At 70.5% G+C, this 15,768-nt stretch carries 9 protein-coding genes and 3 pseudogenes; 2 read left to right on the top strand and 10 right to left on the bottom strand.

Annotation, left to right across the window (positions count from 1 at the left end; genetic code table 11):
* Positions 1-246 precede the first annotated feature (246 nt).
* Complete coding sequence (locus tag J7F03_RS30910; protein ID WP_214955296.1) at positions 247-1,320, bottom strand: hypothetical protein; 1,074 nt, start codon at positions 1,318-1,320, stop codon at positions 247-249.
* 664 nt (positions 1,321-1,984) lie between these two features.
* On the opposite strand from J7F03_RS30910, the gene J7F03_RS30905 reads away from it, so the two are divergent.
* A complete protein-coding gene (locus tag J7F03_RS30905) occupies positions 1,985-3,256 on the top strand; it encodes an amidohydrolase family protein (RefSeq protein WP_308380023.1) in 1,272 nt (423 codons plus the stop codon).
* A 47-nt stretch (positions 3,257-3,303) separates the two neighbouring features.
* Here the strand turns inward: J7F03_RS30905 and J7F03_RS30900 are convergent, their stop codons facing one another.
* The 9 genes and pseudogenes from J7F03_RS30900 to aceA form a co-directional block, all read right to left on the bottom strand.
* Positions 3,304-3,753 (bottom strand): NADAR family protein, encoded by a 450-nt coding sequence (locus tag J7F03_RS30900; protein ID WP_214955292.1) that lies wholly within the window; start codon positions 3,751-3,753, stop codon positions 3,304-3,306.
* Between the two features lie 280 nt (positions 3,754-4,033).
* Positions 4,034-6,910, bottom strand: a complete 2,877-nt coding sequence (locus tag J7F03_RS30895) for an NHLP bacteriocin export ABC transporter permease/ATPase subunit (RefSeq protein WP_214955290.1) — start codon at positions 6,908-6,910, stop codon at positions 4,034-4,036.
* Position 6,911: 1 nt separating this feature from the next.
* Entirely contained in the window at positions 6,912-9,191 is a 2,280-nt protein-coding gene (locus J7F03_RS30890; RefSeq protein WP_214955288.1) for an NHLP family bacteriocin export ABC transporter peptidase/permease/ATPase subunit, read from the bottom strand.
* Positions 9,188-9,994 carry an HlyD family efflux transporter periplasmic adaptor subunit gene (locus tag J7F03_RS30885; protein WP_214955286.1) on the bottom strand — a complete coding sequence of 269 codons (807 nt, stop codon included), beginning with the start codon at positions 9,992-9,994 and terminating at the stop codon, positions 9,188-9,190. Before J7F03_RS30885 ends, J7F03_RS30890 begins: the two co-directional genes overlap by 4 nt.
* Before the next feature lie 99 nt (positions 9,995-10,093).
* Positions 10,094-10,333 (bottom strand): hypothetical protein, encoded by a 240-nt coding sequence (locus tag J7F03_RS30880; protein WP_214955284.1) that lies wholly within the window; start codon positions 10,331-10,333, stop codon positions 10,094-10,096.
* A gap of 594 nt (positions 10,334-10,927) precedes the next feature.
* Positions 10,928-12,154 carry a cytochrome P450 gene (locus tag J7F03_RS30875; protein WP_308380022.1) on the bottom strand — a complete coding sequence of 409 codons (1,227 nt, stop codon included), beginning with the start codon at positions 12,152-12,154 and terminating at the stop codon, positions 10,928-10,930.
* Between the two features lie 405 nt (positions 12,155-12,559).
* Complete coding sequence (locus J7F03_RS30870) at positions 12,560-13,327, bottom strand: maleylpyruvate isomerase family mycothiol-dependent enzyme (protein WP_214955282.1); 768 nt, start codon at positions 13,325-13,327, stop codon at positions 12,560-12,562.
* Between the two features lie 274 nt (positions 13,328-13,601).
* Positions 13,602-13,793: pseudogene (locus J7F03_RS30865) on the bottom strand (3-hydroxyacyl-CoA dehydrogenase family protein); the annotation flags it as partial.
* Between the two features lie 388 nt (positions 13,794-14,181).
* Positions 14,182-15,303: pseudogene (gene aceA, locus J7F03_RS30855) on the bottom strand (isocitrate lyase); the annotation flags it as partial.
* On the opposite strand from aceA, the pseudogene J7F03_RS30850 reads away from it, so the two are divergent.
* A pseudogene (locus J7F03_RS30850) lies at positions 15,295-15,737 on the top strand (IS5/IS1182 family transposase); the annotation flags it as partial. The pseudogenes aceA and J7F03_RS30850 sit on opposite strands and share 9 nt — an antisense overlap.
* Between the last annotated feature and the right edge of the window lie 31 nt (positions 15,738-15,768).

The following is a 15,768-nucleotide window of genomic DNA, read 5'->3' as shown; positions in this document are numbered from 1 at the left end:
AAGCTCCCGTTGGGGACGTCGAAGCACTCGCCGGGGTTCCGGGGGCCGATGCCGTCGGGCTGCATCACGCCGATCGGGGTGAAGGAACTCGAGCTCGAGCGGGAGATCCCGCGGAGGGCCGCGAAGCATTCCGCGGGCGCGGGTCACCGAGATCCACAAGGAGTCACCGCCCGCCTGCCCGGACCGCACGCGGGCGGTCCCGGCAGGCGAGGTCGGCGACAGAGAAGGCGAGCAGGGAGGCGGCGGTTACCGCCAGATGGCGGCGCGCCAGCGAACCGGCCAGGACCTCGAGCTGCCCACGTTGCCCGCAACGCTCCCGGTCGCGTTGATCGCGGTCGGCTGGGTCCTGTCGACGCCGGCGGGAAGGGGAAGGGCGGTGACCCGCCCTTGCGCGTCCCATGTCACGGCGAACTCGTCGGAGGTGCCGACGCTGGTTCCCGCGTCGTTGATGCCCTTGACGAAGACCCTGCCCGTGCCACGCAGCACTTGAAGTTCAGTGGTGTCGTCTCCGTCCCACCTCACGGCGTGGTCCTTGACGTTCCCGACCACGACGTCGGCGTTGTTGATGCTCACGGAACGCGCGCCGATGCCCTGGGACGGCAGGGCTTTGAACTTCCTCCCGAATGAGGCACGGACGCCCTGCCACGCCTCGGCCTCGTCGGTCGCCTCGCCGATCACGGTACCGCGGTCGTTGATCGCCGTCGGGTTGCTGCGCGAACCCCCGAGCGAGCCGAGATCGTGGACACGGCCCCAGATGTCCCAGCGTACGGCTCGGGTCTTCTCGCCGGGCACGAACACGTAGCCGGCGATCTCTCCCCACTCGTTGATCCCGACGGCACTGCCCCCGTCCGCCTGCGGGGGCAGCCGCAGTTCGGTCGCCCGGCCGTCGGCGCCCCAGCGCACGGGGCGCGTATGGCTGTCCGTCGAGAGGTGTCCCACGGCGACGTGGGAGTTGTTGATGTCCTGGGCCTCGCCGTCGACGTAGCCCGACGGTTCCTCAAGCCGGGTGAGGACACCTGACGCGTCCCATCGGGCGGCATGCCGGACACCTTCCGGCGTGTCGGTGAAGCCGGCTACGGTGCCGTCCTCGACGATCTTGACCGCGTGGCCCCCCGACCCTCCGTCGATGGCCTGCAGGGGGGTGAGTGAGCCGTCGGCACCCCAGCGCACGAGATGGCCGTTTTCGTTCTCGTCCAACGAGAGCCCCACGACGTCTCCGGCGTCGTTCATCGCCTGAGCCCAACTGCTGGTGTGGCCTGCCAGGAGCGGCAGTTCGTACATCGCGACGCCGGCGTCGGAGGACGCGGATGGTGCCACCATCACGGATAACATCGCGGAAAGGACTACGGGTATCAAGAAGATCTCCCCTGTCTTCTCGGACGGATACGGCGCCGGACCCTCACCGGCAACAGTCCGGTCCGGTCCGCGCCACGGAGCCGAACGCACCCGCCCTCCTCTGTTGATCCCCCGGACGGCGAGAGCGATTCGACGACCGGACCCTCCCCCGGCTTCGACTCGAGGAAACGTTCTCCACGGACTCGGCAGGGTGAGGCGCCCGGCGGACATAGCTTCTACAGAATGTTGACGCGCCTCTATCGGAAAGACATTCGCCCGATGGACGATTCAGGTAACCTGCCCGCCTTCATCTGACGTCTCGTCGGTGCGGGGAAGGCCGATCCGTCCCGTGTTCGTTGGGAGGCCACACCACATGAACCCGCTCAGCGAGTGTCCCGGCGCCGCCTCAACCCCCGTACCGGACCCAGCCGGATGCCGATCCGAGCCGCTACGGACCGAGACCGAGGTACGGCTCACCGACCCGCCCGCGGCTGCCGTCCTGCCGGAAACCCACCCGCCTTCGCCGAAGACAGGAGCGCCCAGCCGTCGCGGCGTTCTGTTCGGCCTGGGAATGGCCGCAGCCGGTCCGCTCGTCCTGGGCGCCGGGAGGGCTCCGGCGCGAGGCGGAACGCCGGCGGGGTGGGCCATCGTGCTCAGGAACGCCGCGCTCGTGCTCACCATGGACCCCGCCCTCGGTGACGGCCCCCTGGGTACGGTCGAGCACGCGGACGTCCTCATGCGGGACGGCGTCATCGCGGCCGTGGGCGAACGGTTGCCGGCGCCGCCCGGCACGAAGGTGATCGATGCCGCCGGCAAGCTGGTGATGCCGGGGTTCGTCGACATCCACACCCACCTGTGGCAGTCGTCGATCCGGGGCGGCTGCGCGGACAGAGACCTCTTCGGCTGGCTGGCCGACTGCAACTGGGCAACGTTCTCCCGGATCACGCCGGCGGACATGTACCGCTTCGTCCGCCTCGGCGCCCTCGACTCCGTACAGTCCGGCGTGACCACGCTCGTGGACTGGGTGGACGCCATCCCGTACGACACGACGGTCCAGTACGTGCGGGCCCTGGCCGATACGGGGGTGCGCTTCACCTACGCGATGTTCCAAGCCGAGCGGGAAGCCGCACTGATCACCCGGACGAAGAAGGAACTCATCGACCCGCTGCCACTCGCCTCGGCACAGGTCGCCACCCACGCGGCACGGGCCATCAGGGGCCTCAACCGGCTGCACTGGGACATCGCCCAGGACCTCGGGGTCATGCTCAACAGCCACGTCCTCGAACGCGCCGAGCAGCACGCGGACGACCCGATCGGTACCCTCACGGACATCGGCGCGATGGGTCCCCGGCTGTTGATGAACCACGCGATCCACCTCACCGACGACGAGATCGCCGCGGTCGCCGCGCACGACGTACGAGTCTCGCACTGCCCCCTCAGCAACATGCGCCTCGCCTCGGGGATCATGCGGCTGCCGGAGCTCGGCCGACGCGGCGTCAAAGCCGGGCTCGGCCAGGACGGCGGCACCAACGACACCTCGGACTTCTTCGCCCTCATGAAGACCGCCATCGGCCTCCAGCGGGCGCGCTCGCTGGAGACTTCGGTGTTCCCCCAGGTCCACGACGTCTTACGCCTCGCCACGCTCGGCGGTGCCGAAGCGATCGGCATGGCCGAAACGGTTGGATCCCTGACACCCGGCAAGCGCGCCGACGTCATCGTGATCAATCCCGCCACGCTCAACTTCGCGCCACGATTCGACTGGGTCAACCAGATCGTCTTCAACGGACGCCCGGAAAACGTCCACGCGGTCTTCGTGGACGGCCGCCCCCTCAAACTCGACGGCCGCCTCGTCGACATCGACCCCGACCACGTCGTACGGGAAGCGGAAGCCGCAGCCACCCGCCTACGCGCCGCCTCCTGAGCCCGAACGCCGACCCTGCGTCCGCGCCTTCCGGCCGGACCGGACCGTCAGGCCTTGTCGTCGCCGGCCAGACGTGTCCGCGTTCGCATCAGGATGCGGCCCAGCATGTTCTTGCCCGTGCCCGTGGAACCTCGACCCCAGTAGTGGTCGGTGGTGGTGTCTTCTACGAGTTCCTGCTGCCCGGTCGACAACAGGATCACCCGGATTTCCTGGTTCTGCATGAACTTCTCGTAGACCGCTCGCCGCATGACATCGTCCTTGACCCTTTCCCAGTCACGGCGCAGGGGATACGAGCGGGTGCGCCCTAGTACGGCGGCCTGCATGGCTGATGGCGCGCGGCGTATCCGCTCGGTGTGGGCGGTCCCTGCGAACTTCTGTGCCTGGAAGTAGTGTTCTGAGGTCGGCCACCGGAGCCCGTCGGCAGAGAAGGCGTGCGCGGAGAAATTGGAGAAGCAACCGTGCGGGATCTCATCGGCTCCGTAGAAGTAGATCGTCACGGGGTGACCACTCGCCTATTCCGTAAGAATGGTGTGGCGCGACTGACGCCCCTGACGAAGCCCTGTGCCGGACGCACCGGGCACTGGGCAGGCTAACCGCCCGCCCCCTACTCTGCACTTGGTTTCAAGGCCGGTCCGGTTCGCCTTGACCGGGTCCTGGGGCACCAAGTCGGGGGCGACCGCGAGGGGTGGTGGGTGATGAGCTGGTGGCTCTGGGCTCTCGTGGGGGTCGGAACCGCGGTCGAATGCGCTCACTGCGGAAATGGCACCCGTTTGCCGGTCATTGCAGCTGGCGGCGGACCAGGTCGTGGAACAGACCGGTCGTGTCGGCGAGCAGGGCGGCGGGTGGGCCCTGCTGGACGATGCGGCCGTCCGACATCACGATCACCCGGTCGGCGCCCATGATCGTGGACAGCCGGTGGGCGATCACGATGCGGGTGGCGTGCAGGGCGTGGGTGGATTGGATGACCACGCGCTGGGCTTCGTTGTCCAGCGCGCTGGTGGCCTCGTCGAGGAACAGGATGCGCGGCTTGCGGATGAGGGCCTGGGCGATCATCAGCCGCTGGCGCTGGCCGCCCGAGACGGTGCCGCCGCCGTCGGAGAGCATGGTGTGCATGCCCATCGGCATGGCCTTGATGTCCTCGGCCAGGCCCGCCATCGCGGCGGCTTCCCATGCCTCCTCCAGCGAAAACGTCTCGGCACCGCGGATCCAGTCGAGGATCGAGCCGGTGAAGGGTTGGGCGTTCTGCAGGACGACGCCGCACTGGCGGCGCACCGCAGCCTGGTCGAGCGCCGCCAGGTCCTGGCCGTCGTAGAGCACACTGCCGGAAGCGGGCTTGTCGAAGCCGATGAGCAGTCGCAGCAGGGTCGACTTGCCGCAGCCGCTGGCTCCGACGATCGCGATGAACTCTCCTTGTCCGATGTGGAAGTTGATGTCGTCGAGCACCAGCGGGCCGTCGTCGGCATAGCGGTAGGACAGGTTCTCGGCCTTGATGGCGCCGGTCAGCTCGCCCGGTCGGGTGCTGGAGCGGGCCACCTCGGGGACCTCCCGCAGGAGTGGCTTGACCTGCTCGAACATCGGCAGCACCGAGGCAGCCGAGGTGAGCACTCCGGTCAGCTGCGTGACCGAGGACAGCATCATCGTCAGGGCGGTGCTGAAGGTGAGGAACTCGCTGGCGGACATGGCGCCACGGGCCGGTCCGGCCAGCAGCACGAACATCACCAGCGTGCACAGCGGCAGGTAGACGGCGCCCAGCACCGTGATGACGTTCTGTATCCGGCCGATGCGCTGCTGGAGCTCGCGGGTGCGGGCGAACTCCCGTGCCCAGGCGGCGTAGGCGAAGCTCTCGGCCGCGGCGACGCGCAGTTTGGGCAGACCGCGCAGCGTCTGGAAGGCCTGGTTGTTGATCTGGTTGCCGAGCTTGATCAGCCGTCGCTGGTAGCGCAGCTGCCACAGCCCCAGGCCCAGGAAGACGGCCGCGACGACGACCAGCATGGCGACGGCGGCCATGGCCAGCGGGACGCTGTAGACGAGCAGCAGCACGAGGTTCATCGTGCCCACCGCGCTCGCCTGTACGCAGACCGAGCCGATGCCGGACAGCACGCGGCGGATGGCGCTGATGCCCATGGCCGCACTGGCCAGTTCGCCGGTGGAGCGGCCGGCGAAGAACTTCGTCGGCAGCCGCAGCAGCCGGTCCCACACGGCAGGCTGCAGGGTGGCCTCGATGCGGCCCTCCACGCGCAGGATGGAAATGTTCTGCAGGAGCATGAAGGCTGCCGAGACGACGCCGGTCGCGATGAGTGCCAGGGCGGTCTGCACGATGAGGCTGTTCTCGGCGTTGGGTACGTACTGGCCGAGCACCTGGCCGGTGGCGATGGGCACCAGAGCGCCCAGGACCACCGCGACGAGCCCGCCCAGGACGAGGCCGCGCAGCTCGGGGAGGGTGCCGCGGACGCTGAAGCGGAGCAGCCCCGGCAGACCCACGCGCCCGTCGGGGAGCGGGCGGTAGAACATGACGGCGTGCGGTTCGTAGGCGGCTTCGTCAACCTTGCCGATGCGCTCCCGCGTGCCGGTGGCGGGGTCGACCGCCTCGTAGCGGCCACGCCGCCACAGCAGGGCGACCGGCGCCCCGTCCTTCTCGCGCCGGCCCACCAGGGGGCCGCTGTTCTCCCGCCACCAGGCTCCGCTGAGTCTGACCGTACGGGTGCGGATCCGCGAGGCGAGCGCGACGCGTTCGACGGGGTCCATCCGCTCGGAAGGGGTACCCGGCTCGCCCGGTTCGGACAGGGTGATGCGGGCCTGGCGGGCGACGAGGCGGCACACGGCGAAGGTCGCGTCGACGCTCGCGCCCCGGTGGGATCGGCTGCCGGAGCGGTCGATGGAGGCCAGCAGCGCCCGGTCCGCCTGGGTGCGGGCGGCCTGACCGGCCTCGATACCGGCCGTCGTACGGTCCTCGTGGTCGCGTTCGAGCTGCTCGATCCAGCGGTCCAGGGCGTACAGCAGCCGGTACTGCTGGTCGACCATGCCCTGCCACATCGCCGCGTCGACGAGGAGGGTGCCCACCGCCTCCGTCTCGTACGCGGCTCCGTACTGGACGGCACCAGGGGCGATCTGCATCCACAGGATGTCGTCGTCGGCTCCTCCCTGCCCGGCGGTGGCGCGGCCGTCCAGCGGTGCCTGGTAGAGCACGCGCAGGCCGCGGCCGATGCCGCGCGCGAAGGCGTCGTCGAGAGGGCTCAGTTGTGCCGCGGGGGCGCCGTACGCCCCTTGGTCGGCCCACCACTGCTGGAGGGGGGCGCCGTACTCCGGGCCGGGCAGCTCCCGCAGCTCGATGCGGCGCAGCCGGCACCCCTGCAGGGGCCGGCCGACCAGGGTGTGCTCGGGGCCCTCGGCCGGGCCCAGCAGGAGCGTGCCCGCGTCCAGCCGGCCCAGGAAGTGCCAGTGCCCGGCCTGCGCGGCGTCGACGGCGAAGAGGTCCAGCTCGCCGTGCACGACGAGCCACAGCACGAGCGGGCCCTCCAGCGACAGGCTGCGCAGGCCCGTGCAGTCGACCGGGGAGCCGAGTCCGCCCAGGGCTGCGACGACCGCGTCGGCCTCCTGGGCCGGGGCCCTGCCCGGGTGTGCGGAGGGAGCCGTGGCCTGGTGCGGGTACGTCACCTCAGTGCTCCTTGACCAGTTCGGCGTACGTGCCCCGCGCGGCGACCAGGTACTCGTGCCGCCCGCGTTCCACGACCGTGCCCCGGTCGAGCACGACGATCTCGTCGCTGTCGCGCACCGTGCTCAGCCGGTGGGCGATGACCACACAGGCGCAGCCGCGGCGGCGGAGGTTGTCGATGATGACCTGCTCGGTCACCGCGTCCAGGGCGCTGGTCACTTCGTCGAGGACCATGACGCTGGGGCGGCGGACCAGCGCCCGGGCGATCTCCAGGCGCTGGCGCTGGCCGCCGGAGAAGTTGCGGCCGTCCTGCTCGACGCGGCTGTGGATGCCGCCGGGGCGACGGGCGACCACGTCGTGGACGGCGGCGTCCTCCAGCGCGGCGACGACGGCCTCGTCCGAGATGGAGGGGTCCCAGAGTGTGACGTTGTCGCGGACGGTTCCTTCGAAGAGGAAGACGTCCTGGTCGACGAAGGAAACGGAGGCGGCCAGCGTGCCGCGCGGGATGTCCTCCAGCCGCATCCCGTCGATGCGGATGGCCCCTTCCCAGGGGGTGTAGAGGCCGGAGATCAAACGGGAGACGGTGGACTTGCCGCTGCCGGAGCCGCCGACGAGCGCGACCTGCTGTCCCGGTCCGACCGAGAGCGAGAAGTCCTTGAGCAGCGGGGCGTCCAGCGGGCTGTAGCCGAAGGTGACGTGGTCCAGCCGCACATGGCCTTTGAGGCGGCGGGTGCCGGCGGCGGGCTCGCGCCGCGCGAAGACCGGGGCGACGGGAAAGTTCTCGACGTCCTTGAGGCGGGCTACGTCCGCCGCGAAGTCCTGGATCCGTCCGGCGACGCCGCCCAGACGGGAGATCGGCGCGGTGAAGCTGGTCACCAGGGCCTGGAAGGCGACGAGCAGACCGACGGAGAGGTGCCCCTCCACCGCCCGCAGGCCACCGATCATGAGGATCAGCGCGCTGTTGAGCGCAGCCAGCGTGGGCGCGACGATCGCCAGCCAGGCACTGGGCACACCGAGCCGCTGCTGCACGTCGAGGGTGACCGCGTGCTGTCCGGCCCAGCGGCGGAAGAAGCCGTTCTCGCCGCCGGTGGCCTTCATCGTCTCGATGAGCTGGAGACCGCTGTAGGACGTGTTCGTCAGCCGGGCGCTCTCGGCGCGCAGCTTCTGCGTGCCGGTGGCCCTCAGGTGGATCACGATCCGCATGGCCGCCACGTTGAGCAGCGCGATCATCACGCCGAGGACGGTGAGCTGCGGGTCGTACGTCCACAGCAGCACCGCGTAGAGCACGACCACCACGGCGTCCACGCCCGCGGCGGCCAGGTCCCGGGCGAGGGTCTCGGCGACGGCGTCGTTGGACTGCAGGCGCTGGACCAGGTCGGCCGGGTTGCGCTGGGAGTAGAAGGCGACCGGGAGTCTGAGCAGGTGCCGGAAGAAGCGGGCACTGCCCAGGGTGGAGGAGATGATGCGCCCGCGCAGCAGATTGGCCTGCTGAAGCGCGGTGAGCGTCGCGGTGAGCACCAGGGTGACGGCCATCGCCGCGAACAGCACGCCCAGCAGGGACGTCTGCTCGCCGATGAGGAACATGTCGATGTACGTGCGGCTCAGGGCCGGCACCGACGCTCCGACGGCCACCAGCAGGAGGCTGGAGATCACGACGGCGGCCATGGTGCCCGAAGTGCCGTGCAGGCGGGCCGGCATGGCACCCAGGACACCCGGCTTGCGGCCGCCGCGGCGGAAGCCGTCGCCGGGATCGAAGGTGAGCACGACACCGGTGAAGCTGCTGTCGAACTCGTCCATGGGAACGAACCGGCGTCCCTTGCCGGGGTCGTTGACGTACACGCCCCTGCGGCCGAAGCGGCGGCCCATCCCGTCGTAGACGACGTAGTGGTTGAACTCCCAGAAGAGGACGGCCGGGGCGCTCACCTCGGCGAGCGCGGCCAGGTCCATCTGCATGCCCTTGGCCCTCAGCCCGTAACCGCGGGCGGCCTTGAGCAGGTTGCTGGCGCGAGAGCCGTCGCGGGAGACGCCGCAGGCGATGCGCAGCTCCTCCAGGGGAACGAAGCGGCCGTAGTGGCCGAGCACCATGGCCAGGGCGGCGGCGCCGCACTCCACCGCCTCCATCTGCAGCACGGTGGGGGTGCGTACGGTCCGGGGCCTCCTGCCCTTGGGGGCGGGGGCGGGCCTGCGACGCGTGCCGCCCTTGGGCCCGGGGCGGTGGCGCCGGCGTCCGGCGGGGGGCAGCTGGGGTGCCGACCGAGGTGCCCCTGTCCGCGGCGCGGTCATGGCAGCAGCCAGTCGACGGGGCGCTGCGCGGCGAGGCGGACGGCTCCGGTGACGAGCGTCGTCGAGTCGACGGCGTACGGGGGCCCGTCCGCGGAGGACCACTTGTAGCCGGACTTGGTGGCGGAGGAGCGCTCCAGCTGCACGAGCACCGCGACCGGGCTGCCGTGCCGGGCGAATTGCTCGGCGAGCCCGCTGTCGCCGAGGAAGCCGCTGATCTGCGCCTGTGTCTGGGGCGCGCGGCCGACCGCCTTGACGCGGCCGCGCAGCACGCCGAACTGGTGCTGGGGGACGGACTGGACGCTCAGGTCGACGGGGGCGCCCACCGGGATCGTCGAGCCGGTGCCGCTCGGCACGTACAACATGGCCACCAGGGGGTCGTCCGGGTTCTTCACCCGTTCGACGGTCGCCACGTCGGCGCCGGTCGTGACGACCGAACCCACTTTGGCGACCAGTGTCGTCAACCGGCCGCCGGTCACCGCGCGTACGGGCCGGTCGCCCTGGTCGGTACGGACGGTGAGCAGGGGATCGCCCGGGGACAGCAGTCGGCCCTCCTCGGCGAGGACGCCGGTCACCTGTCCCGCGACCGGACTCTGCAGTACGTAACTGCCCTCGGCGTGGGTGAGGATGCCGGGTGCGCTCAGCTTGGAGGACACGGTGCCGGTGAGGGCCCAGAAGCTCGCGGCGGCCATGACGATGACGGTGACGGCCAGTACGAGCCGCCCCTGCGGGCGCGCGAAGCGTACGGGCAGATCGAGTTCCTCGGGCGATTGCAGCTTGGAAAGAGCCTTTTGGCGAAACTGCACGGACTATTCCTTCAACTGCATTCGTATCGGTCGGGCACGCGGGTACCCATGGACCCCGGAGCCGTGGGGGATGCTCCGGGGTTCATGGGGTTATCCCGATCAGAGACCGGCGCGACCGGTGTTCACCGAAACGCCGGTGATGCCCGAGACCAGGCCGGGGACGTTGGAGACGAGACCGGTCGCGGCCTGGACGGTGTTGAGGGAGCCCACGACGCCCACGAGGTCGTTGACGTCGCTGGTCACGGCACCAACCAGGCCACCGTGAACGCTGACGAGGCCGCCGGAAACGGCGTCCAGCTCGGCGTCGGCGATCTCACGGGTCTCAATGTCGTTACGCATTACGCGCACCTTTCATTTGTTGGGGGGATTCTGCGGCAGCCCGGTGGCCCGAAACTCGGCCACCATTTTTTCAACAGCCGCAGCGGGCAAGATGAAAGCACGCGAACGGGCTACCCAGCCAATCCGATTGACGCCCCTTCATGAACGGGTGGCCACCTCGGGCGACCGGCGTGCAGCTTCATTCACAGAATGGTGACAACTTCTCCGCAAGATCGAGTAACAGATATGAGCGGCCCGCCATGCGCATGGAACTTAAAGGGATGAACATGCGCAAATCGCACCGGACAAGTCCGACATCCTGAGGGCCTGTGAAGGTCGATCGCCCCGCTCGCGCACACGATGTGCAGGTTTTCCGAAGGCACGCGGCGTTACGACCCCCTCACGCCTGGTGCGCAGCATGTCGGCCGCGGGTCCACCAGGTCGTGCTGCTCTGCCGCCGCGGCGACGGCCCATGCAGCCGCGCGCCACGATCGCCCCGGGCACGGGCACGGTCCACTGGCACCGAGACCCCGAGACGGGCCCCCGGCGGAGACCCGCCGGCCATGCGGCGCCCCCGGCGGGATGACGGCGAGCGAGCCGGCACCCGGCGTGCGCTCACCAGGTCACGTGCAGCGCCTCCGGCGACCGGTGGATCAGGGTGGGGCGCATCACCGGCGGCGGCCGGTCCTCGTCCAGCCGCAGATCCGGCAGCACGCGGGTGAACAGCTCCAGGGTCAGACGCAGTTGCCCGCGGGTCAACCGTGACCCGGGACAGCCGTGGGGCCCGTGCCCGAAGGCGAGGTGGCTCCGGTCTTCCGGCCGCCGGATGTCGAACTCCTCGGCCCGCGCGTACCGCCGCTCGTCGCGGTTGGCCGAACCGTAGGCCACGAGCACGGTGGCACCGGCGGGCAGCTTCGTCCCGGCCAGCGTCACCGGCCGGGTCGTGGTCCGCCGGAATGCCTGGACGGCCGTGTCGAAGCGCGCGCCCTCCTCCACTGCGGCCGGAATCAGCGCCGGGTCGGCGCAGAGCAGCCGCCACTGCCGCCGGTCGGCGAGCAGGTGCAGCAGGGTGGTGACGATGAGCGCGCTGGTCGTCAGGAAGCCGGCGATCAGCAGGTTCTGCAGGTTCGACACCAGCTCGTGGCGCTGTTCGATGGTCAGCTCGCCGTCCCCTGGGGCCAGGGCGGACACCAGATCCGAGCACAGATCGTCGCGGGGGTTGGCCCGGCGGTCACGGACGTACCCGTCCAGCAAATGCTGGAGCGCGACCACGTCCTCGGCCGCGGCCGCCTGCCCGGACGGCGTAAGCGGGCGGAACAACAGCTCCTCGGCCCGGTATCCGCCATGCACGGCCGCGGGCACGTCCGCCGGGTCCAGACCGATCAGCCGCCCGACGACCTGCCCGGGCAGCTGCCGAGCGTACGCCACCACCAGCTCCGCCGACCCGTCCCCGGCGAAGGCGTCCACCAGCTCCCGGGCACACTGCTGCGCGTACGGCAGGAGCGCCGACACCCGCGCGGTGGACAGCCCCCGGTTCAACGGGGCCCGGAGCCGCCGGTGGACGGCGCCGTCCGAGGAGACGACGGTGGGCCGCGGCCCGAACCCGCGAGGCAGAACGCCGAGTGCTTCCTCCGACAGCGGCATGTCCGGCAGCAGGGCATTCGCCGAGGAGAACTCCTCGGCACGCCCCAGCACTTCCCGTACGTCCCGGTCGCGCGCCACCAGCCAGGCGTCGACCTCGGGCACGTACATCAGCCCCTCGGCCCGGCGGGCGCGGGCGTAGAGCGGATGGGGATCGCGGTACAGCTCGTCCCGCCTTGCCTGGTCGTGCCATGCCGCCACGCGGGCCTCCCGATCGGATGGGGCCGAACACCGCCAGGCGGCGGCCGGGTGTTGCCGAGCATTCCGGGTCGGATGGGTGCCGAGCCAGGCGCAGGACGGGCACAGTCCGCGGTGGGCGACCTCTGCGACCTCGCCGGGGGCGACCAGCTCGCCCAGGGGATCCTGTCCATCCTAGGATCCGCTGTGTTGACAGCCAAGGGACGGGAAGACGGACTCCAGCACGGCAGGAGTCAATGACGTGACGGACCGTTCCACCGCCGGCAGTTGACCTCGTCAGCACAAGGCGGATGGCGAAAGGGATCCCTTCGCCCTCCGTCAGGCGCCCTTCCACGCGGACGCCCCTCCGCCTTGCGAGGCACCGCATCCGACGCCGCGCGCTGATCCACCGGGGATTGCGGGACAGCCCTAGAAGGCCGAGTGGGCGAACCAGTGGTCGAGCAGGTCCGGGTCGCCGAGCAGGTGGAAGGTGTCGCTCCGGCGGTCCAGGCGGCCGTAGAGGAGCAACAGGAGGTCGGCGGCCGTTCCCCGGACCGTGGCGTCCGCCGCGCGGGGCTCGGCGCGGTCGGCCACCAGGGCGAAGCCGTCGGGGCGCAAACCGACCAGCCAGTCGCCGTCGCCGTCGCCGTCCGTGCAGCTGAAGCGAATGGTCTGGTGAGGGGCGCGCAGTTGGGCGGTCAGCGGCGCGAAGGAGGAGGCGAACGGCAGGTTGGTGAGGAACTCGTCGATGCCGTCGACCGCCAGTACGCGGTCGACGTGCGGTGAGAGCCCGAGTGCGAGCTGGGCGTCGACCCGGTGGACGAGGGTCTCGAAGAGCATGCGCCGAACCCAGAACCGGGCGTGCTGGTCGACTCCCCAGGCCCACATCGGTTCGTCCAGGTCGGTGGCGGCGAACACCTCGGCGGCCTCCCCCGCGCCCGCGGCCAGCCAGTCCGGGAGGCCGTCGGGGTGCTCCGGCAGGCGCAGGTCCACCGCACGGCTGGTCGGCGGTTGCTGGATGCGCCGGCGAAGCAGCTCGGTGAACCAGCGGTGCACGCTGCCGACGTGCTGCGTGAGGTCCCCGAGAGTCCAGCCGGGGCAGGTCGGCACCGGGAGGGAGAGGTCGACTGCCGCGATCGTGGCGACGAATCCGGCGGTCTCGGCTGCGACGGCCGCTCCGTGCTGGTCGGGGTTCATGTCTGCGCCCTTCCTCTGTGCTGCCCCAGGCGGCGAGGATACTTAAGGAAATGGATAGTTTACATCTTTAAGTAATGCGAAGGTAATTCGCGAGCGCCGAGGATGTCAACTTCCGGTCCCGCGTCAGCCGCCCCGGCGGTGTGCCGTCCAGCGCGTGCATCCGCCTGCAACCGGGCCGACCGACAGCAGGGCGCGGAGTGGCTCACCAGGCCACTCCGCGCCCTGCTTGTTCCGCCGCTACGGGCCCCTCATGCCCGGCGGCACGCCGGGGCCCTCAGCCCCGGCCGTACGTGTGGAACCCGCGGCCGGTCTTCCCGCCGAGCAGTCCTGCCTGCACCATCCGCCGGAGCAGCGGGGGCGGGGCGTACAGCGGTTCCTTGGACTCGTCGTAGAGGGATTCGGCGATGGCGGCGACCGTATCGAGTCCGATGAGGTCGGCGAGCTTGAGCGGGCCCATGGGGTGGGCGCTCCACCCTGCGGTCCGTGAGGCCGGGACCGGGCGGGGCGGCCTGCCAGCCGGGGTCGTCGCGGACGGCACGCGTGACGAGCGGGAAGACGAGCGGCTTGCCGCCCGCCAGGTGAACGGAGCGGCGGCGCCGCTCCTTGAGGATTCCCAGACGGCGGTCCGCGAACGCGGTGTCGAGCCGGCCGATGAACTCCAGGGCCTGGGGCGTCAGGATCTCCTCGTGGCGCTCACCCGGTGCGCCGAGAACCTGAACACAGCTGGTCGGGGGCTTCAGGGACATGCGGTTCTCCTCAGCGGGGCGGCGGGTGCCCGACACGAACGCCGGTCGGGCACCCACCCGGAATCTGGTCGGCGGGGACGGTCGGAAGGAGACTTCTCGCGAGGAGATCTAGTGGAACTGCTCTTCCTCGGTGGAACCGGCGAGCGCGGTGGTGGAGGAAGCCGGGTTGACGGCGGTGGACACCAGGTCGAAGTACCCCGTGCCGACCTCGCGCTGGTGCTTCACCGCGGTGAAGCCCTGTGCCTGGGCGGCGAATTCACGCTCCTGGAGGTCGACATAGGCGGTCATGCCGTGCTCGGCGTAGCCGCGGGCGAGGTCGAACATGCCGTGGTTGAGGGAGTGGAAGCCGGCCAGGGTGATGAACTGGAAGCGGTAGCCCATCGCGCCCAGTTCGCGCTGGAACTTGGCGATCTGGTCGTCGTCCAGGGCAGCCTTCCAGTTGAAGGAGGGCGAGCAGTTGTAGGCGAGCATCTGGTCCGGGTACCGCGCGTGGATCGCCTCGGCGAACTCGCGGGCCTGGGCGAGGTCCGGGGTGCCGGTCTCGACCCAGATGAGGTCGGCGTACGGGGCGTAGGCGAGGCCGCGGGCGATGACCGGGGCCATGCCGTTCCGCACCCGGTAGAAGCCCTCGGCGGTGCGCTCGCCCGTGACGAACCGCGCGTCGCGCTCGTCGACGTCGCTCGTGAGCAGGTTCGCGGCCAGGGCGTCGGTGCGGGCGATGATCAGGGTCGGGGTGTCGGCGATGTCGGCGGCCAGGCGGGCCGCGTTGAGGGTGCGCACGTGCTGGTTCGTGGGAACGAGGACCTTGCCTCCGAGGTGGCCGCACTTCTTCTCGGAGGCGAGCTGGTCCTCGTAGTGGATGCCGGCCGCGCCCGCCGCGATCATGGCCTTGGTGAGCTCGAAGGCGTTGAGCGGGCCGCCGAAGCCTGCCTCGGCGTCGGCGACGATCGGGGCGAGCCAGTCCGTCGTGTCGGTGCCGCCCTCGGCGGTGGCGATCTGGTCGGCGCGCAGCAGCGCGTTGTTGATCCGACGGACCACCTGGGGAACGGAGTTGACCGGGTAGAGGCTCTGGTCGGGGTAGGTGTGCCCGCTCTGGTTGGCGTCGGCGGCCACCTGCCAGCCGGAGAGGTAGATCGCCTGGAGGCCCGCCCGCACCTGCTGGACGGCTTGGCCGCCGGTCAGGGCACCGAGCGCGTGGATGTAGTCCTGCTCGTGCAGCTGGGCATGGAGCGCTCGGGCATGACCGACGGCTACGGCATCCCGCTCGGCCGCGTCCTGGCCGGTGCCAACTGCCACGACTCGCCACTCCTGGCCCCCGACTCTCGATCTACTGGACGAACTTGCTCCTATGTCCGACGAGATCACCGCGTGACGAGCGAGGAATGCACGGCCGGATCGCACTCAAGGGGCCCCGGGCACCGGTCCAGGCCACCCACCGGTGGCACATCGAGCGCACGCACGCCTGGCAGAACGCCTTCCACCGGCTCGCCCGCTGCTACGAACGCCGCGCCCGTGTCATCGAAGCCTTCTTCGACCTCGCCGACACGATCATCACCATACGTAGCCGGATCCGCCGAGCGTGGACCACTCAACGCTGGGATGCGCGCCCCGACGCCGGCCCTGACCGCCACCGATCCGCGCGAGCACCAAGCCAGACGGCGTAACGACGGCGAGTCTCAGGCCGTCGCCCGACTT

The sequence above is a fragment of the Streptomyces sp. ISL-43 genome (genome assembly GCF_018614195.1).
Classification (GTDB): domain Bacteria; phylum Actinomycetota; class Actinomycetes; order Streptomycetales; family Streptomycetaceae; genus Streptomyces.
This window is presented reverse-complemented; position numbering and strand designations above follow the sequence as displayed.